Annotated in this window: 14 protein-coding genes; 8 read left to right on the top strand and 6 right to left on the bottom strand. The window is 69.3% G+C overall.

The features are described from left to right. Positions 1–115 precede the first annotated feature (115 nt). A complete protein-coding gene (locus tag DE149_RS02130; protein WP_113913865.1) occupies positions 116–1,018 on the bottom strand; it encodes a DUF3800 domain-containing protein in 903 nt (300 codons plus the stop codon). A gap of 237 nt (positions 1,019–1,255) precedes the next feature. On the opposite strand from DE149_RS02130, the gene DE149_RS02125 reads away from it, so the two are divergent. The 7 genes from DE149_RS02125 to DE149_RS02095 all read left to right on the top strand — a co-directional run bounded on the left by DE149_RS02125 (position 1,256) and on the right by DE149_RS02095 (position 12,495). Then, positions 1,256–3,256 (top strand): class I SAM-dependent DNA methyltransferase, encoded by a 2,001-nt coding sequence (locus DE149_RS02125; protein WP_113913864.1) that lies wholly within the window; start codon positions 1,256–1,258, stop codon positions 3,254–3,256. Between the two features lie 11 nt (positions 3,257–3,267). After that, positions 3,268–4,452, top strand: coding sequence for a restriction endonuclease subunit S (locus DE149_RS02120; RefSeq protein WP_144818539.1), 1,185 nt, complete (start codon positions 3,268–3,270; stop codon positions 4,450–4,452). 5 nt (positions 4,453–4,457) lie between these two features. Then, positions 4,458–7,724, top strand: coding sequence for a type I restriction endonuclease subunit R (locus tag DE149_RS02115; protein ID WP_113913863.1), 3,267 nt, complete (start codon positions 4,458–4,460; stop codon positions 7,722–7,724). Position 7,725: 1 nt separating this feature from the next. Beyond that, on the top strand, positions 7,726–8,652 hold the full coding sequence (locus DE149_RS02110; protein WP_069941419.1) for a GIY-YIG nuclease family protein: 927 nt from the start codon (positions 7,726–7,728) through the stop codon (positions 8,650–8,652). Between the two features lie 110 nt (positions 8,653–8,762). Beyond that, a complete protein-coding gene (locus tag DE149_RS02105) occupies positions 8,763–10,193 on the top strand; it encodes a DUF262 domain-containing protein (protein ID WP_158530774.1) in 1,431 nt (476 codons plus the stop codon). A gap of 7 nt (positions 10,194–10,200) precedes the next feature. Next, positions 10,201–12,240, top strand: coding sequence for a DUF262 domain-containing protein (locus DE149_RS02100; protein WP_158530773.1), 2,040 nt, complete (start codon positions 10,201–10,203; stop codon positions 12,238–12,240). Positions 12,241–12,285: 45 nt separating this feature from the next. Beyond that, positions 12,286–12,495 (top strand): hypothetical protein, encoded by a 210-nt coding sequence (locus DE149_RS02095; RefSeq protein ID WP_002857973.1) that lies wholly within the window; start codon positions 12,286–12,288, stop codon positions 12,493–12,495. A gap of 90 nt (positions 12,496–12,585) precedes the next feature. Here DE149_RS02095 and DE149_RS02090 read toward each other — a convergent pair whose 3' ends face one another. The 4 genes from DE149_RS02090 to DE149_RS02075 form a co-directional block, all read right to left on the bottom strand. Then, complete coding sequence (locus DE149_RS02090) at positions 12,586–13,386, bottom strand: enoyl-CoA hydratase/isomerase family protein (protein ID WP_069941412.1); 801 nt, start codon at positions 13,384–13,386, stop codon at positions 12,586–12,588. A 62-nt stretch (positions 13,387–13,448) separates the two neighbouring features. Beyond that, positions 13,449–14,651, bottom strand: a complete 1,203-nt coding sequence (locus DE149_RS02085; protein WP_113913861.1) for an acyl-CoA dehydrogenase family protein — start codon at positions 14,649–14,651, stop codon at positions 13,449–13,451. Further along, positions 14,648–16,246, bottom strand: a complete 1,599-nt coding sequence (locus DE149_RS02080) for a fatty acyl-CoA synthetase (protein ID WP_100057876.1) — start codon at positions 16,244–16,246, stop codon at positions 14,648–14,650. The genes DE149_RS02085 and DE149_RS02080 overlap by 4 nt, the downstream gene beginning before the upstream one ends. A 20-nt stretch (positions 16,247–16,266) precedes the next feature. Then, the gene (locus DE149_RS02075; RefSeq protein WP_036317622.1) at positions 16,267–17,415 is read right to left on the bottom strand and encodes an acetyl-CoA C-acetyltransferase; all 1,149 of its coding nucleotides are present in this window, start codon (positions 17,413–17,415) and stop codon (positions 16,267–16,269) included. 258 nt (positions 17,416–17,673) lie between these two features. Here DE149_RS02075 and DE149_RS02070 point away from each other — a divergent pair, with 258 nt between their 5' ends. After that, positions 17,674–17,928: a DUF6480 family protein gene (locus tag DE149_RS02070; RefSeq protein ID WP_010080161.1), complete on the top strand. Its 255-nt coding sequence runs from the start codon at positions 17,674–17,676 to the stop codon at positions 17,926–17,928. 137 nt (positions 17,929–18,065) lie between these two features. Here the strand turns inward: DE149_RS02070 and DE149_RS02065 are convergent, their stop codons facing one another. Further along, a complete protein-coding gene (locus DE149_RS02065; protein WP_113913872.1) occupies positions 18,066–18,461 on the bottom strand; it encodes a hypothetical protein in 396 nt (131 codons plus the stop codon). Between the last annotated feature and the right edge of the window lie 101 nt (positions 18,462–18,562).

Raw genomic sequence — 18,562 nt, 5'->3', positions numbered from 1 at the left:
CCACTACAACTACCATCGGCCTCATACCTCCTGCGGAGACGCTCCTCCGGCCTCACTGGCACCGACCCGAGTCAACAACGTCATGCCCTCCTACATCTAGCAGCGGCGCCAGGTCTTAGCGTCCCGAGCGCCAGATCTTCGCCATCTTCTCCGCCGCCTCGGGGTCCACCGAGGCCCCCAGAAGCTGTCCATGCGGGGTCGGGGCAAGTCGCCGTTCACGGTGGAACAGCTCAGAGTGGTTGATGTCCTGCACGCCGCGGTTCCACAGGTGCAGTTTGGACTCGTAGGTGAAGCTGCCCCTCATGGATGCCAGCCGCTGGGGGTCGGTGACCCAGGCGTACTTGGACGAGTCGTTGAGCTGGTGATCGACAGCGCGTGTGACGGCGGCGGCGACCCAGTCGGCGAACTGCACGTTGGAGCTCAGCGAACTGTCCACGTGCATGGGCGGTTCCACGATGCACCGCATCTCCGGAAAGTCGCCGGCTCGGCTGAAGATGTGGGCATACATCGATGCAACGCGTTCGACTCGCGTCTTCTCATTGATTTGATCGATGATCACCATGAGGTTATGTCCGTGATGGTGGGCATGGCGGGCCAGACGGTTCAGAGTCTCTCGCATGGCGTCGGCTTCGCGTTTCTCGACGTCGAGGCCGATCTGCTTGGGCGTCCCACGCTGCTTCTCGTCGGCGTAGTAGAACAGCTTGCCGGCGTGGTCGGCGACGACGGACCGCACGAGCGCATCGAACACGCGGAGCTGCTGCGGAAAGCGCGCGGGGGTATCCGGCCGGAACAGATTGGCCCCCTTGAACTCCCACCGTCCGGGGTGTTTCGCTCGGTCGATCTCCGAGGCGAACAGCTGACGCTTCAGTGCGGTGAACTTCGCTCCAAAGCCTCGTGCGGCAGACTCCGGCATGACGAATCCGGCATAACCGAAGGCTGGGCTTGTCCGGAAGCGAGGATGGTCCGGGCCGACGTAGGCGCCCGGCTCGCCGATCTCGTCGATGTACGCCAGCAGCATCTGACCATTGTGCAGGGCACAGCGGACACTGCAGACAAGCGCAGAGGCCCACGCAAGCGTGGGCCTCTCGAATTGGTGCTCGGGGCACTGTCTCAGCCCTAGCTACCACACGCGAGCGTACTCGCGCGCGCAGAGCATAGGCAAGTGTGGTTGTGTATGATCCGTCGCCCTGTCGGGTCGCTGCGGGGTCGGAATGGGTCCCGTCCAGCGGCCCGCCCCCACCATTCGAAGGACCCCATGACCACCCCCGCCACGCGCGGCGCTGCCTCGGCGCCCCACCGCTCTCCCCAGAACCTCTCGAACTTCGTGTGGGGGATCGCGGATCAGCTCCGGGGCGTATTCAAGCCGAACCAGTACGGCACCCTCGTCCTTCCGCTCACCATCCTGCGCCGCATGGAGGCGGTCATGGCCCCGCACCGGGAGTTCTTCGCTGAACTGGCGGCCAAGGGCCATCCAGACTTCATGCTGGACAACCTGGTGGAGTCGCGCACGGGCCTGACGTTCTACAACCTCAGCCCCTTCACCCTGGACCGCATCCTGCAGGAGCCGGACCTGCTCCGCACGAACCTGCTGGCCTACGTGGACGGGTTCTCCCAGAACGTGGCGGACCTGTTCACCTATTACGAGTTCGACAAGACGGTCGCCAAGCTGGACGAGCACGACCGCCTCTTCCTGGTCCTCCAGCAGTTCGCCTCCATCGACCTCTCCCCGGAGGTCGTCTCCAACGCGGAGATGGGCACCCTCTTCGAGGACCTGATCCGCCGCTTCGCCGCCGCCTCCAACGAGACCGCCGGTGAGCACTTCACCCCGCGCGACGCGGTGAAGCTCCTCGTGGACCTGCTCACCGCCAACGACGACGACGTCCTCACCGGCTACCCGGTCCGCACCGTCTATGACCCCACGGCCGGCACCGGCGGCATGCTCTCCGTGTTGGACGAGCGCCTGCGCCGCATGAACCCGAACGCGGAGGTCCGCCTGTTCGGGCAGGAGCTCAACGACCAGTCCTACGCGATCTGCAAGTCCGAGCTGCTCGGCAAGGGCCAGGCCGCGGATGGCATTGCCCGCGGGGACACCCTCAAGAACGATGCCCACATGACCGAGCGCTTCGACTATGTCCTCTCCAACCCGCCCTACGGTGGCGACTGGAAAGCCTCCCGCGCCGCGGTGGAGAAGGAGATCGCCGCCGGCGGCGCCACGAACCGCTTCCCGGGCGGCACCCCCGCCATCAGCGACGGCCAGATGCTGTTCCTCCAGCTCGTCGCCTCGAAGCTCCGCCCGGTCTCGGAGGGCGGGGGACGGGCCGGCATCGTCCTCAACGGCTCCCCGCTGTTCACGGGCGGGGCGGGCTCGGGCCCGTCCGAGATCCGCCGCTGGCTGCTGGAGTCAGACCTGGTGGACGCGATCGTCGCGCTGCCCACGGACATGTTCTACAACACCGGCATCGCCACCTACGTGTGGGTGCTGGACAACAACAAGCCGGCAGAGCGCCGCGGCAAGGTGCAGCTGATTGACGCCCGCACGTTCTTCACCAAGCTGCGCCGCAACGTGGGCTCGAAGAACAAGGAGCTGTCCACGGCGGACCGCCAGCGTGTGCTGGACATCTACCGGGACTTCGACGCCCAGCCCGAGGACAACGCCGAGTTCTCCAAGGTCCTCACCGCCCAGGACTTCGGCTACCGGGAGATCACCGTGGAGCGCCCGCTGCAGCTGCGCTTCGAGGTGGAGGACGCCACCACCGCGGCGGCGCTCGCCACCAAGCCGGTGGACAAGCTTCCCGACGACGGCCGCTCGGCTCTCGAGGCCGCCCTCGCCTCCCTGCGTGGCCGGGTCTGGGACCACCAGCCGACATTCCAGCTGGACCTGAAGAAGGCGCTGCAGGAGCACGGCGTGACCGCCGGTGCTCCACTGGTGAAGGCCCTGACCGGGGCCATTGGCGTGCACGACCCGGCAGCGGAGGTGGTGACGAACAAGAAGGGCGAGCCGGAGCCGGACACCGCGCTGCGGGACACCGAACTGGTGCCCTTCGGCCGGGACATCCACGAGTACTTCGAGGCCGAGGTGGCCCCGCACGTGCCCGGCGCCTGGATCGACGAGTCCAAGACGAAGATCGGCTACGAGATCCCCTTCACCCGGCTCTTCTACACGTACGTGCCGCCGCGCCCACTCGAGGAGATCGACGCCGAGCTCAAGCAGCTCACCGCCGAGATCATCGAGCTGTTGAGCGAGGTGGAGCGGTGAGGTTTCAAGCTGTGGCGAACCCCATCGACGTCCGGAAAGGAACCAGGGACCTGCCTCTCTTGAGTGTCTCGCAGCATTCGGGAGTCCGACTTCGGAACGAACTCACTGACGAGCAGGAACGCGCGGAGGACCTCTCCAACTACAAGGTAGTTTCACCCGGAAACATCGTGGTCAACAGGATGAGCGCGTACCAGGGGGCTCTGGGGCTTTCGGCTCGTGATGGAGTTTGCAGTCCTGACTACATGGTTCTTCAACTGCGTGCCAATCAATATGGGCGCTTCTGGCACTACTACATGCGGTCGAGGACATTCGTCGCTGAGATGACAGCTCGCGTGCGTGGCATTGGCAACGTTGGTAACGGCGGTGTACGTACGCCTCGCATCTCGTATCAAGACATGAAGGCCATCAATGTGCCTAACTTCTCGCGATCGCGTCAACAGCTCATCGCGGAATACCTCGACCGCGAGACCGCCACGATCGACGCCCTGATCGAGAAACAGCGTGCCCTCGTGGGAGCTCTCCGCGAGCGGCGCAGCGCAGCTATCGAACATGCACTTGAAGCGGCTGCCGATCGAGGACTTCTGCTCAAGCGCCTTGTCTCACGAGTCGACCAAGGCATCTCGCCAGACACGAGCTCGGCTACTGGCCTGGAAGACATCTGGGTCTTGAAGTCGGGTGCCAGCAACGATGGATTCTTCAACGAGGAGGCATCGAAACCGGTGCCTGAGAGTGTCACGGTTCCCCTTGGGATTGAGCTCCATGAGGGTGACTTGGTGGTATCCCGTGCCAGTGGTAGTCCGAGGCTCGTAGGATCGGCGGCATTAGTCGGTCAGCTGTCACGCCGCCTCGTTCTTTCGGACAAGAACTTCAGGCTGGTGCCAAGTCAGAACGTGTGGGTCCGATACCTCTACTGGGCTCTGAACTCGCAGATCTATCGGGAGCAAGTCCTGCGGTCGATCAGCGGAGCCGAAGGGCTTGCGAACAACCTGCCGTTGTCGAAACTAATGAACTTCACGGTGCCCGTCCCACCCCTGGAAGAGCAGCGCGAAATCGCCGACCACCTCGACCGCGAGACCGCCAAGATCGACGCGCTCATCGCCAAGGCCGAGCAGTTCATCGAGCTTGCCCAGGAGCGCCGCGCCGCGCTGATCACTGCCGCCGTCACCGGCCAGATCGAGATCCCCACGGAGGACTGACCGCCATGGCCATCCACAACGAGAGCGAACTCGAGACCTACATCTGCGAGTACCTGGAGCAGCACGGCTGGCTCTACTCGCCCAACGATGCCGGCTACGACCGTAAGAACGCGATCTTCCCCGAGGACGTCCACGCCTGGCTGGCCGAGAATCAACCGGAGGACTACGGGCGCATCGTGAAGGCGGATGCCCCGGCCTCCGCCCAGCAGGCGCAGCGGGACCAGATCACCACCCGCCTGATCGACGTGCTCAACAAGCCGCAGGACACCGGTGTCGGCGGCACCCTCAACGTGCTCCGCAAGGGCTTCAAGGTCGGCACCTCCGCCACCCTGCGCATGGCCGAGCCGCAGCCGGCCACAAACCTGAACCCGGCCGCCGTCGCCTCCTACGAGCGCATGCGGCTGCGCGTGATGCGTCAGGTGCACTTCAACCCGGCCACCAACCAGTCCGTGGACCTGGTGCTGTTCGTCAACGGCCTGCCCGTGGCGACGATCGAGCTGAAGACCGACTCCACCCAGTCCATCGGCCACGCGAAGAAGCAGTACCGCGATCGCAACCCGAAGGCCACGCCGCTGTTCGGGTTCGGCACCCGCGCCGTGGTCCACTTCGCCGTCTCCAACCGCGAGGTCTGGATGACCACCAAGCTGGCCGGGAAGGACACCTTCTTCCTGCCCTTCAACCAGGGCGACGACGGCCACGCCGGCAACCCGCTCAACCCGAACGGCGGGTCCTCCACGGCCTACCTGTGGGAACGGATTCTCCAGCGGGACACCTGGCTCGAGATCCTCCAGAAGTTCGTCTTCCTCAAGAAGGAGACCGTGGAGGACGAGTACGGCCGCTCGCGCCGGGAGTCCACGCTGATCTTCCCGCGCTTCCACCAGTGGGAGGCCGTCACCACGATGCTCGCCGCCGTCCGCGAGGAGGGCGCCGGCAAGTCCTACCTGATCGAGCACTCCGCGGGCTCCGGCAAGACCAACACCATCGCCTGGACCGCCCACCGCCTGCTCTCCACCTACGGAGTAGACGAGCAGCGGGTGTTCGACTCGGTCATCGTGGTCACCGACCGCACCGTGCTGGATGACCAGCTCCAGGAGGCTGTCCGGCAGATCGAGCGGACCTCCGGCACCGTGGTGGCCGTGGACCGCAAGAACCTCGGCGGTGAGGCCACCAGCAAGTCCGCCCTGGTGAAGCAGACGCTGCTGCAGGGCAACCGGATCATCGTGGTGACGCTGCAGACCTTCCCCGCCGTGCTTGAGCTCCTCAAAGGCGACTCGACGCTCGCCGGCCGCACCTACGCAGTGATCGCGGACGAGGCGCACTCCTCCCAGACCGGCTCCGCCGCAGCCAAGCTCAAGCGCGTGCTCACCCCGGACGAGCAGGCCGACCTCGAAGACGGGGGAGAGGCGGACACCGAGTCCATCCTCGCCGCCGAGGTCGCCGCCACCGGACGCCCGCAGAACATCAGTTTCTTCGCCTTCACCGCCACTCCGAAGGACAAGACCCTGCAGATGTTCGGCCGCCCCTCCGGCGAGTACGACGAGAAGGGCCGGGAGATCCCGGCCTCCTTCCACCGGTACACCATGCAGCAGGCCATCGAGGAGGAGTTCATCCTCGACGTGCTGAAGAACTTCACCAACTACGACACCGCCTTCAAGCTGGCCCTGGCCGGACAGAAGGGCGAGTTCCGTCCGGAAGGCGACCGGGCCGCCGTCGGGAATCCGACCACCGAAGTGGACCAGACCGAGGCGAGCAAGAAGCTCATGCGGTGGGTCAAGCTGCACCCGACGAACATCGCGCAGAAGGTCAAGATCATCGTGGAGCACTTCCGCGCCAACGTGGCCGGACTGCTCGACGGGCAGGCCAAGGCCATGGTGGTCACCGACTCCCGCGCCGCCGCCGTCCGGTACAAGCGCCAGATGGACCAGTACATCCAAGACATGGGGTACACGGACGTGGGCACCCTGGTGGCCTTCTCCGGCGAGATCACCGACGACGACTTCGGGCTCGAGAAGGTCACCGAACGGTCCATGAACCCGTCCGTGACCGGCGACCTGGCGAAGGCGTTCGACGGGGACGGCTACCAGGTGATGATCGTGGCCAACAAGTACCAGACCGGCTTCGACCAGCCGAAGCTCTGTGCCCTGTACGTGGACAAGAAGCTCTCCGGCGTGCTGGCCGTGCAGACGCTGTCGCGGCTGAACCGCGCGGCGCCGGGCAAGGACACCACCTACGTGCTGGACTTCGTGAACTCCGAAGACGACATCCAGGCTGCCTTCGAGCCGTACTACGCGGGCGCGAAGCTGGAGACGGTGACGGACCCGAACCTGATCCATGACCTGGGGACGAAGCTCGACGCCGCGGGCGTGTACGACTGGGACGAGGTCGACGCGTTCGCCGACGTGTGGGTGGCGTGGAAGCCGGGGAGCGGGCAGGAGGGCCTGCAGGCCGCGCTGGAGCCCGTGGCATACCGGTTCCGCAAGGAGCTGGCGCATGCGCGGATGAACCAGGACGAGACGCGCGTGAACGAGCTCGTGCTGGTGCGCAAGGACATGCGGTCCTTCGTCAGCCTCTACGACTTCCTCTCCCAGATCTACGAGTTCGGGGACACCGAGCACTACAAGCGGGCGCTGTTCCTGCGGCACCTGGTGCAGCTCGTGGGCGATCAGCCCGGCGGTGAGGAGCTGATCGACCTGAGCGATGTGCAGCTGGTGAGCATCCGGCAGAAGAAGACGTCCTCGGGGGACATCGGGCTGACCGGTGGGGCCGCGCTGAAGGGGACCACCGCTGTGGGAGGCGGGCAGGTGCGTGAGAAGCAGCGCGGGCCGTTGGAGGAAGTGATCGAGAAGATCAACGAGATCTTCGCCGGCGAAGGCGTGGATGCCTCCCCGTCCCAGCAGGAGGCGTGGGTCAGTGCCCTCGTGGCGCCGCTCATGGAGGACGAGAAGCTGCTGGGGCAGGCCGGAGCGAACTCGCTGGAGCAGTTCTTGGCGAGCCCGAACCTGGAACGGTCAGCGATGGGCGCCGTGTATGCGAACGAGGACGCCTTCGCGAAGATGACGGACATCGTGGGCAGGGGCGGGGACCCGTCCAAGATGATCGTTGCCGCGATCGGGGAGTACCTGTACTGGAAGGTGCGGAGCGAGGGGACTGGGCCGGTGGACGTTGCCCATGGACGGTCCGCCGTTTTCGTTGACGAAACGGCCCCTTCGCAGGGCACTTCCGTCGATGAGAGGGCGAGTGCGACGCCGTCGCGCGTCCGGAAGGGGAACTGAGATGGCACACCCCAAGACACTGCAGGTCTTCCTGATGGACGGTGCACCCACCGGTCGGCTGAAGTGCACCCTCGACAACTGGACGGGCCTCGTCTACGTGGTGCCACGCACCAGTCTCAACGCGGACGGGCACCCCGAGGCGTTCGAAGGCACCGGTGTGTACCTGCTGCTGGGGCAGGACGCCGATTCCGGCGACGACGTCGTCTACGTCGGGCAGGCTGTCGGGCGGGCCAACGGCAACGGCATGGTAGGCAGGATCCGGGAGCACGTCCGGAAGGAGGCGCACGACTTCTGGAACCGGGCCATTCTCCTCTCCACCCTCGGGGACACCTTCGGTCCCACGGAAGTGACCTACCTGGAGCACTACTTCCACCAGGCTGCATCCACGGCCGGTCGCTTCACCGTGGACAACGCGGTAGCGCCCTCCCAGGGCAACGTCACTGAGGAGAAGAAGGCGGAGCTGGAGGAGTACGCCGACAAGGCCAAGATCCTGATCAGCGCCCTGGGGCATCGCGTCTTCGAGAGCGCTGACGGCTCACATGCCGTGGTCGCGGCGGGCCGGACCACCCAGGCGCCCGAGGCGGTGCCGGAGCGCATCCTGTTCACCATGACGGTCAACGGCGTGGGTGCGCAGGGGCACCCGACGCCGGACGGGTTCGTCGTCCTGCGGGGCAGCGGCCTCATGGAGGGGCTGCGGCCCAGCGCGCCCGCGGGTGTCCGGGCGAGCCGCGAGCGCTTCGCCGGCCACATCGGCGCTGATGGGGTGCTGATCGAGGACGTCTCCTTCACCAGCTCCTCGGCCGCGGCCGGATTCGTGGCCGGCGGGAGTATGAGCGGACCGTCCTCATGGCGGGCGCCGGACGGGCGCACCCTCGGCGAGGTCGAGGCCGCCTCAGCCAAGACGGGACCCATCGAGGGCGACGCCTGATGAGGACGCGGCCGACCGCTTTGGATGCCGCCGTCGACCATCCGGGGGGTGCCCAGAGCGACGCCCGAGGACCGGGGACGGGGCGCTCCGGGTCGTTGACCGCGAACGTCATGACCGTCGCGGACGCACTGCGCGACCCTCGTCTCCGTATCCCCGAGTACCAGCGGCCCTATACGTGGTCCACGACGAATACGGGGCAGCTCGTCGAGGACATCCGTCGCTTCCGTGCGGCCGCGTCCTACCGGATCGGCACCATGATCGTGCACGTCGAGGACGGCTGGCTGGACATCGTCGACGGCCAGCAGCGGTACATGACCTTCGCCCTGATCGCGCTCGCACTGCAGGAGGTCCTGGGCGACACCGCCGAGCGCGCCGAGCACCAGCGTGCGGCCCTGGACCGCGCGGCGGCCATCGAGCTGCCGCCGGGCCGCCGGGACGTGTCGGAGCGCCACATCGTCGAGAACCACCGCCTCATCCTGCAGACATTCCGGTCCTGGGACAGCACCGAGGTCGAGGACTTCGCGGACTACTTCCTGGATCGTTGCACGCTGGTGCGCCTGATCGTCAGCGACCTCGACGCGGCCTTCCAGATGTTCGACTCGCAGAACACCCGCGGCCGGGCGCTCCTGCCCACCGACCTGCTGAAGGCATACCACCTCCGCGCCTATGGTGAGGCCACATCGGACCGGGCGGCGATCCTCGCGGCCGTGCGGGAGTGGGAAGCTACCCCGCCGGTCGAGATCCACCATCTGTTCTCGCGTCTGCTCTATCCGATCCTCCGCTGGAGCGCCGGTGAGTCCCTGCCGCGCGACGGCTTCACCGCGTCCCGGATCGGAGCGTTCAAGGGGATCTCCGCGGGGCCGACGGGCCTCGGCCGACTGCCCTGGGCGCACGGGCTTCTCATGGCCAAGGCCCACGTGGACGACTACAACGGGCGAAACGCCGCGCTGATCGCGCACGGTGCCCTTCCTCCGCTGGAATTCCCGTTCCAGCTGACCCAGCCCGTCATCGACGGCGAGATGTTCTTCCGCCTGGTGCGCCACTACACCCGGCTCGCGAGGGCCCTCGGCGTCTCCGCGACGGACGCGGAGCAGACCGCCGGGGACGACGCCCGTCGTGGGAGGGAGAACAGGCGATTCCAGACGATCACCCGGCTCGTCCGGGCCACCGGTACCGGCGCTGGCTACCGCTACACACAGGAGCTCTACGGAGCGCTGCTGCTGGCCTACGCGGACCGGTTCGGCGACCACGACATCGAGCGCGCCGCTCTCGTGCTCGCACGGCATGCCTTCGCATTGAGAACGCGGTTGACGCGGGTCTACCCGCGTTCCGTGGAACTTCACGCGCTGGGCCAGCACGGGGCGCCGGACCTGGAGGACCGGGTGAACCTGTTCCGTCTGATGAGGAGCAGCCTGGACCCCGCCGCCGTCACCGGGCGCGTGGCGGCCCTCCCCGGGCCGTACGTGGACGAGGCCTCCCCGGTGGAGCGTCTCTACTCGGACACGCCCTGGGACACGGAGGAAGCCCACGATGCAGACTGAGAAGCACGTGCCGGAGGCGCTGACGATCGAGGAGGTCTTCACCGCCGCCCGGCACTACCGGGTGCCGGTCTACCAGCGGGCCTACGCCTGGACGCAGGTCGAGATCTCGACACTGCTCGCGGACGTGCGCCGCGCTCGCCTCCGCTCGGAAAAGCCGGATACGCAGGGAGCCTTGTCCGACTACTACCTCGGCTCGCTGGTGGTGAACCGAGCCACGACTCCCGAGGGCGTGCCGATCGACGAGGTGGTCGACGGGCAGCAGCGCCTGACCACGCTGACGGTGCTGGCGGCCGTCGCGGAGCGTGTCATCCGTGCCGGTGTCCTCGACCCCCGGGCGTTGGCCGTCCTGGATTACGAAGGGCGCCCCGAGGCCGGGGAGGACCTCGCGACCCTCCGCCATCGGGGCGCCCCCGCCGGGACGTCGTTCCAGGTGGACGCCATCGGGGTGGCCGTCGAGACGATCGCTGCGGCCTGCCGGCGGGCCATGGACCGGCAAACCCCGGCAGACGATCAGGAGGTGATGTTCGACGGCGACGACCTCGCGTACCTCTGGAAGCATGTCCGGTTGCTGCGCACCGAACTTCCGAAGGGCACGGACCTCAACCACTATTTCGAGGTGATGAACACCCGCGGTGAGCAGCTCGCCAAGCACGAGATCCTCAAGGCCACATTGATGCGGCCTCTCCAGGACCCCACGGACCGGAAGGTGTTCGCACACGTCTGGGACGCCTGCGCCGTTCTGGACCGCCACGTCCAGCTCCAGTTCTCGACGGAACGGCCGAAGGATGGCGGTGAGGCGGCAAGAGACGCAGTCTTCGGAGCGTCCTGGTCGGCCCTCCTCACACGGGATTTCGCGTCGCTGCGGGCAGCTCTCGCGCCGAGCCTGACCGCGACGGTGTCGGGCGCCCGCACCATCATTGGGGCTCTGCGGGCCGCCGGGCAGACCACCGTGGAGTCCGGGCCCTCGTCCGACCAGCGTCAGGACGACGCCGATACCGGCGCCTACGGGACTATCGTCGACTTCCCGAACTTGCTGCTGCATGTGCTGCGCGTGATGCAGGAGAAGGGTGAGGGGGCCGAGCCCGGCCTGCCGCGATGGGGCCAGGACTCAACGGGGGCCGTGCGGCTCGAGGACGGCTCCCTGCTGGAGCAGTTCGCCCAGCACGGCCATGTCGACGCGGCCTGGTCTCAGCGCTTCCTCGTGACGCTGCTCCGTATGCGCCTTCTGCTGGACACCTATGTGATCAGGACTCTGGCGACGACGGGAACACAGGCGGACGAGGAGAACTGGGTGCTCAGCCGAGCTCAGAAGCTCGAGACGGAGGCCGGCGAGCGCTCGCCGCGCCGACGGCTGGGTGTGAAGAACACCTTCCAGGATCCGCAGGTCCAGGACGCCGTCCGGAACCTTCAGGCCATGTTCCAGGTCACCGACACGCGCCGCACGTCCAAGTACTTCCTGTACCGCATCCTGCGATGGCTGGATGCGCAGCCGGTGGACTGCGTGGACGGCGAGGCCTTCCAGCGCATGCTGGAAGATCTGGCGCGGGAGCGCCTCCGCGCCTATGAGGCGGACAAGACCTGGGATGCCGGCGTCAACGTCCCCAACTTCGTCTTCAACGCCCTGGACTACATCCTCTGGGACGCAGGCCGGACATCGCCCATGGAACGGGAACATCTGCGGGAGCCCCTCAGCGATGTCGAACAGGAGGTGCTCCGCAGGCGCGCCGACGCCTTCCGGTTCCGGTACCGAACCTCGGTGGAGCACTTCTACCCCGTGGTTCCGGGTGAGGAGCAGGAGGCCTTGACCGCGGAGGACGTCAACCGTTTCGGGAACCTGTGCATCATGGGCCGACGCGAGAACTCCCAGCGGAACAACCTGATGCCCGTATCGAAGGTGAAGCAGTACTCTTCGGACGAGCAGAGCCTCAAGTTCCAGCTCATGGCCGGCATCCTTCACGCCGAGGGCGACTGGGACGTCCCTCAGATCAAGGAACACGGGAACAGCATGCGGCGGGTGATCCAGGAGTGGCAGGGCAAGCGGCCCTGACACCTCGGGACGATCTGGCCTCAGGGCCCCCGTTACGCTCGCCCCATGAAGATCGGTCTCCGCAAGCCCAGCCTGAAGAAGTCCATCAAGGCCCGCACCACGGGCCGCGCCAAGCGTGCGATCAAGCGCAAGGTCATCCCCGGCTACGGCCGCAAGGGGATGGGCTGGCTGCGCGATCCGAAGCGCGCCGCCTACAACGCCGTCTACCGGCGCACCACGGTCGGCCTGGGCGACGTCCTGAAGATGTTCAAGTGACCTCCACGCCCTCGCGGACCCGGCCGGGGTCGGCCCGCTGAACACGCGCCGCCGGCCTGGCCACTCACGGCCCGGGCTGTCGTCCGCCCCTCACCGGCCCGCGAACGCCTCCACCCGCCGCACGGCCTCCGGGTGCTCGGACGCCGCCGCGATCGACGCCGCCTCCTGCCGCACATGCGCGCGCAGCGCCTCGACGTCGGCCCCGCGCGCCAGCGCCTTCGTCGGCCCATAGGTGTGCGCCGGACCGGCCACCAGATCGTCCTCGAGCTCCGCCAGACGCGCCGCGAACGCGCCGCCGGCCACCGCCTCGGTCGCCAGGCCCCACGCGACGGCCTCGGTCCCGTTCAGGCGCCGCCCGCCGAGTAGCAGCTGCGTCGCGCGCACCGGCCCCAGCACCCGCGGCAGCCAGTAGGACACGCCCGTGTCCGGTGTCATCCCGAGCGCGGAGAACGCCGTCACCAGCTGCGCATCCTCGCGCACCAGCACGACGTCGCCGCCCAGCATGAGCCCGAGCCCCGCCCCGGCGGCCGTCCCGTTGACGCCGGCCAGCACCAGCAGGCGAGAGCCCGTCAGCGCCACCGCGACCTCGCCCGCCGCCTCGCCGAGCTCCTGGATCATCGCGCGCCGCTCCGGCCCGGCAGGCGCGGCGGCCATGGCCTGGACGTTCCCGCCGCCGCAGAAGATCCGTCCCGCGCCGGTCAGCGTGAGCACGTGCACGGACTCGTCCGCCTCGGCCGCGGCGATCGCCGCGAGCACCTCGCGCGCCATCGTCAGCCCGAGCGCGTTGCCCTTCGCGGGCCGGTTCAGCGTCAGCCGCACGACGCCGGGCCGCGTCTCGACGAGGACGGCGGGGGCGTCGTCGTGGGGGGAAGGGGTGGGTGCGGTGGTCATGTCAGCTCCTGGGGTCGGAAGGTGGGGGGCGGGTGCCGGGCACGAGAGCGGCCGGCCGGGGCTCACGCGAACGCGCTCATCCCGGTCAGGTCCCGGCCGAGGATCAACGCCTGCACGGACTCGGTGCCCTCGTAGGTGTGCAGCGCCTCGACGTCGGCGAAGTGCCGCATCACCCGGTGTTCCAGGAGGATGCCGTTGCCGCCGAGCATGTCCCGGGCGATCTGCGCCACCCGCCGCGCACCCCGGGTGCAGGCGTACTTCAGCAGGGAGGCCTGCTCGTCACGCAGCCGCCCCGCCGCCTGCAGGCGGGCCACGGCCACGCAGCGGGTCTGCATGGCGGTCACCTCGTCCAGCATCTGCGCGAGCCGTTCCTGCACCATCTGGTGCGCTCCCAGCGGCTTGCCGAACTGCTCGCGCTGCCGGGCGTAGGCGAGCGCGGCCTCGAACATCGCCGTGGCGTGGCCCAGCGCGGACCAGCCCACGTTCACGCGGGTGGCCACCAGCACGCGCGCGGCGTCCTTGAACGTCGCCACGTCCGGCAGCCGGGCGTCGTCGCCGACCCGCACGTCGGTCAGCGTGATCTCCGCCTGGTGGATGGCCCGCAGCGCGCTCTTGCCCGTGATCACCTCGGCCTCGTAGCCGGGCGTGGACTGCTCCACCACGAACCCCTTGACCTGGCCGTCCTCGGTGTCGCGCGCCCACACGATCGTGATGCCCCCGGCGGCCCCGTTGCCGATCCACTTCTTGGCGCCGTTCAGCACCCAGCCGCCGGCGCCGTCGGGCCGCGCGGACGTCTCGAGGGACACCGAGTCCGAACCGTGCAGCGGCTCCGTGAGCGCGAACCCGCCCGGCAGCGTGCCGCGCGCCACCGGCTCGAGGTACCGCTCCTTCTGCTCCGGGCTCGCGCAGTGCACCAGGGCGCGCAGCACGAGCCCGCCCTGCACCGCCGCCGCGGCCGCCATCGACCCGTCCGCGCGGGAGATCTCCATCGCCACCAGGCCCGCGGCCAACGGCGACATCACCGCGTGCCCCGGCACCTCCAGCCCGTCGGTGAGCAGGTCGAGCTCGCCCGCCCGCGCCACCAGGTCCAACGGGTACTCCGCCCGGTCCCAGTGCCCGTCGATCCGCTCGAGCACCTCCCGGCCGTAGGCACGGGCGCGGTCCCAGTGCGCGCGGTCCTCCTCCGTCGCCTCCCCGAACGCGTCCAGGTAGTCGACGTCCAGGGGCGTGACGACGTCGTAGGTCGGCTTCTGCCTGCGCGTCACCGGGCCTCCTGCGTCCGCTCGGCGCGCAGCGCGCGCTTGAGCAGCTTGCCCGACTGGTTCCGCGGCAGCTCCGCCACGAAGTCCACGCGCTTGGGCACCTTGAAGCCTGCCAGGCGCTCCTTCACGTGGGTGCGCACGGTCTCCGCGGTCAGCTCGGCGCCCTCCTTGAGCACGACGACGGCGGTCACCGCCTCGATCCAGCGCTCGTCCGGCAGGCCGATGACGGCGACCTCGGCCACCTCGTCGAGCTCGTAGATCGCGTCCTCGACCTCCCGCGGGGCGACCAGCACGCCGCCCGTGTTGATGACGTCCTTGATGCGGTCCACCACCTGGATGTAGCCGGCCGCGTCCTGGGTGACCTGGTCGCCGGAGCGGAACCAGCCGTCGTCGGTGAAGGCGTCCGCGGTGGCGTCCGGGCGGTTCCAGTAGCCGGAGAGCAGCTGCGGCGAGCGGTACTGGATCTCGCCGGGCTCGCCGGGCGCGGCGGGGGCGCCGTCGGCCGTCATCACCCGCGCCTCCACGTGGAACACGGGGCGGCCGCATGAGGCCGGCCGCGCGTCGTGCTCCTCGGGGCGCAGCACGGTGCACAGCGGGCCCAGCTCGGACTGGCCGAAGCAGTTGTAGAAGCCGATGCCCGGCTGACTCTGACGGAGGCGCTGCAGCACGGTCACCGGCATGATCGAGGCCCCGTACTGGGCCTTGTGCAGCGAGGAGAGGTCACGCGTGGCCAGGTCCGGATGGTTCGCCAGCGGCACCCAGACGGTGGGCGCCAGGAACAGGGAGCCGATGTGCTCGGTCTCCACGAGCTCGAGCATCCGGGGGATGTCCGGGGCGGCCAGCAGGCGCACCGTGGCGCCGAGGCTCAGGTAGGGGAGCAGGAACACGTGCATCGCGGCCGAGTGGTACAGCGGCATGGCCACCAGGGGGCGGTCCTCGGCCGTGAAGTCCAGCGCGATGATCGAGGAGAGGTACTCCGCCACGAGCGCCCGGTGGGACATCATGGCGCCCTTGGGGGTGGAGGTGGTGCCGGAGGTGTAGAGCAGCTGGGCCAGGTCGGTGGCCGACACCTCCGCCTCCGGGGCGGCGGCGTCCAACGTCTCGTCCTGGGCGGTCTCCAGCACGGAGGGCTCGGCGTGGCCGGCGGGGAGCATGGTCCACACGTGCCGCAGAGCCGACGCGCGGCCCTCGGCCCGGACCTGGTCGACCCGCTCGAGCATGCCGGCGTCGGCCACGAGCAGCTCCGCGCCGGAGTCCTCGAGGGCGTGGGCGAGCTCGCCGCCCTTGAGCGCGAAGTTCACGGGCACGTGCACGTAGCCGGCCGTGACGCAGGCGAGGAAGAGCAGCGCGTAGGCGTCCGAGTTGGTGGCGTAGGCGGCCACCCGGGTGCCGGCCGGCAGGCCGGTGTCCTGGAGGCGGCGGGCCACGCGGTGCGCTCCGTCCCGGAGCTGGGCGTAGGTCCAGTCGCGGTCCTCGAAGCGCAGGGCGACGGCCTGCGGGGAGCGGGCGACCGCGCGTGCGAACACGCGGCCGATCGTGTCCTCCGGGGCGGGGGAGAGGTGGCCGGCGTCGGTGGGGTGGGTGATCTGGTCGGGCATGGAAACCTCCGGGGGATGGGTCAGAGACGTTCGATCACGGTGACGTTGGCCTGGCCGCCGCCCTCGCACATGGTCTGCAGGCCGTAGCGGCCGCCCGTGCGCTCGAGCTCGTGCAGCAGGGAGGTCATCAGGCGGGCGCCGGTGGCGCCGATGGGGTGGCCCAGGGCGATCGCCCCGCCGTTGACGTTGACCTTCGCCGGATCGGCGCCGGTCTCGGTCAACCAGGCCAGCACGACGGCGGCGAACGCCTCGTTGATCTCCACGAGGTCCATGTCGTCGATGGTCAGGCCCATGCGGTCGAGCGCGTACGCCGTCGCCGGGATCGGGGCGGAGAGCATCATGACGGGGTCGGCACCGCGGGCGGAGAGGTGGTGGATGCGGGCTCGCGGGGTGAGGCCGTGGCGGCGCACCGCCTCCTCGGAGGCGAGCAGGAGGGCGGCCGCGCCGTCGGACATCTGGGAGGCGGTGGCGGCGGTGTGCAGCCCGCCGGGGACGATCGGGTCGAGCGAGGCGATCTTCGTGGCGTCCGGGGTGCGGGGGCCCTCGTCCGCGGTGAGGCCGGCGAGGGGTAGGATCTCGCGGTCGAAGCGACCGTCGGCCTGGGCGGCGAGCGCACGCTCGTGGGAGCGCACCGCGAACTCCTCCAGGGCGTCACGGTCCAGGTTCCAGTGCCGGGCCATCATCTCGGCCCCGCGGAACTGGGAGATCTCCTCGCTCCCGTAGCGGGCGGCCCAGGACTCGGAGCCGGTGAACGGGTCGGGGAAGCCGAGATCGCGGGCGGCCGTGTTGGACCGGGAGAGCGGGATCGCGCTCATGGACTGGACGCCACCGGCGACGACGAGGTCCGCCGTCCCGCTCATGACGGCCTGCGCGGCGTAGTGGACCGCCTGCTGGCCGGAGCCGCACTGGCGTTCGACCGTGGTGCCGGGGACGTCCTCGGAGAGCCCGGCCGCGAGCCAGGCGTTGCGCGCCACGTCCATGGCCTGCGGGCCGAGCTGGTCGATGCAGCCGAGGATGACCTCGTCGTATTCGGCTGAGTCGATGTCCTGGCGGCCGACGAGCTCGCGCAACGGCGCGGCCGCCAGGTCGAGGGGATGCACACCGGCGAGCCCCTTCCCTCGGCGACCCACGGGGGTGCGGACGGCGTCGATGATGTAGGCCTCGGGCATGGGGGCTCCTCCGGACGGCGGGGACGTGACGCCGATCACGCTATTGCTTGGACATCCAACGATCAAGAGTGTGACGGGATCCGTCGCGGCGGCGTGGAGGAGCGCCGTTTCGTCAACGAAAGCGGCTCGGGGCGCGCCGTTTCGGCTACGAAAGCGCCGGGGCGGGCGTCGCCTCGCCCTGGTCAGGACCCCCTGCCCCGGGCCTACCCTGAGGGCCAGCGGCACGCACCCGTGCCGCTGAGACGAGAGGAGCCGGCCATGGCCACCCCGCACACCCCCGACCCCCAGGACGCCCGGCGCGCACGCGAGGCGACGGACGAGACCTCCGGCGTCGCGTTCGACGGCGACACGCCCCCCGCCGAGGGCGCGGGCGTCGGCCCGGACAACCCGGGCATGGACGTGGAGCAGACCGGCGAGCGCTCGGCCGGCAAGATCGTCCTTGGGCTGATCATCGCCCTCGTGGTCATCGGCGTCCTGCTGTTCATCCTGGGCCGCGTCGCCGGCCTCGGCTGAGCCGCGGCGCAGACCCCTCGGGCACGCCACCGGCCCACCACGACCACGGGGCGGGCACCGATCCGTCGGTGCCCGCCCCGTGCCGTGTCCGCTCCGCGGTGATGGTGTTCAGCGGCGACTCCGCACCGTCGCAGCGGTCAGAAGCCGCCGCCCACGGTCCGGCGTCCGCCCGCCGTGCGTCGGCCGGCGGCACCGGACCGGCCGCGGGAGGCGAGGGCCCCGCCGAGCAGCCCGCCCAGCAGGCCGGTGCCGAGGCCGCCCGTGGACCGGGCCGAGGGTCCGAAGCCGCCCCGGTACGCACCGGAGCCGCGTCCGCGCGTCGTGCCCCCGGCGCCGCGGCGCGAGAGCTCACGCAGCGCCAGACCGCCGAGGGTGCCCACGAGGGCACCGCCCAGGCCGCTGGAGCGGCGTCGCTGAGAGCGGGCCTGTCGGCCGAAGCCGGGGGACCGGCCGATGTGCGCACCGATGGTGGGTCGGCTGGAGCGGCGGCCGCCGCCACCGAGGGTGCGGGTGATGCTGGAGAGGATGCCCATGGTGTCCTCCTCGGACGTCGTGCCGGCCACTCGTGCGTGGCCGGTCGGGTGCGCCTCAACCTAGGCGCCGACCCCCGCACGGTGTCCAGACCGGGCCTCCT

Source organism: Micrococcus sp. KT16 (assembly GCF_003315015.1).
Taxonomy (GTDB): domain Bacteria; phylum Actinomycetota; class Actinomycetes; order Actinomycetales; family Micrococcaceae; genus Micrococcus; species Micrococcus luteus.
Note: the sequence above shows the minus strand (reverse complement) of the source record. Positions and strands in the feature narration are given on the sequence as shown.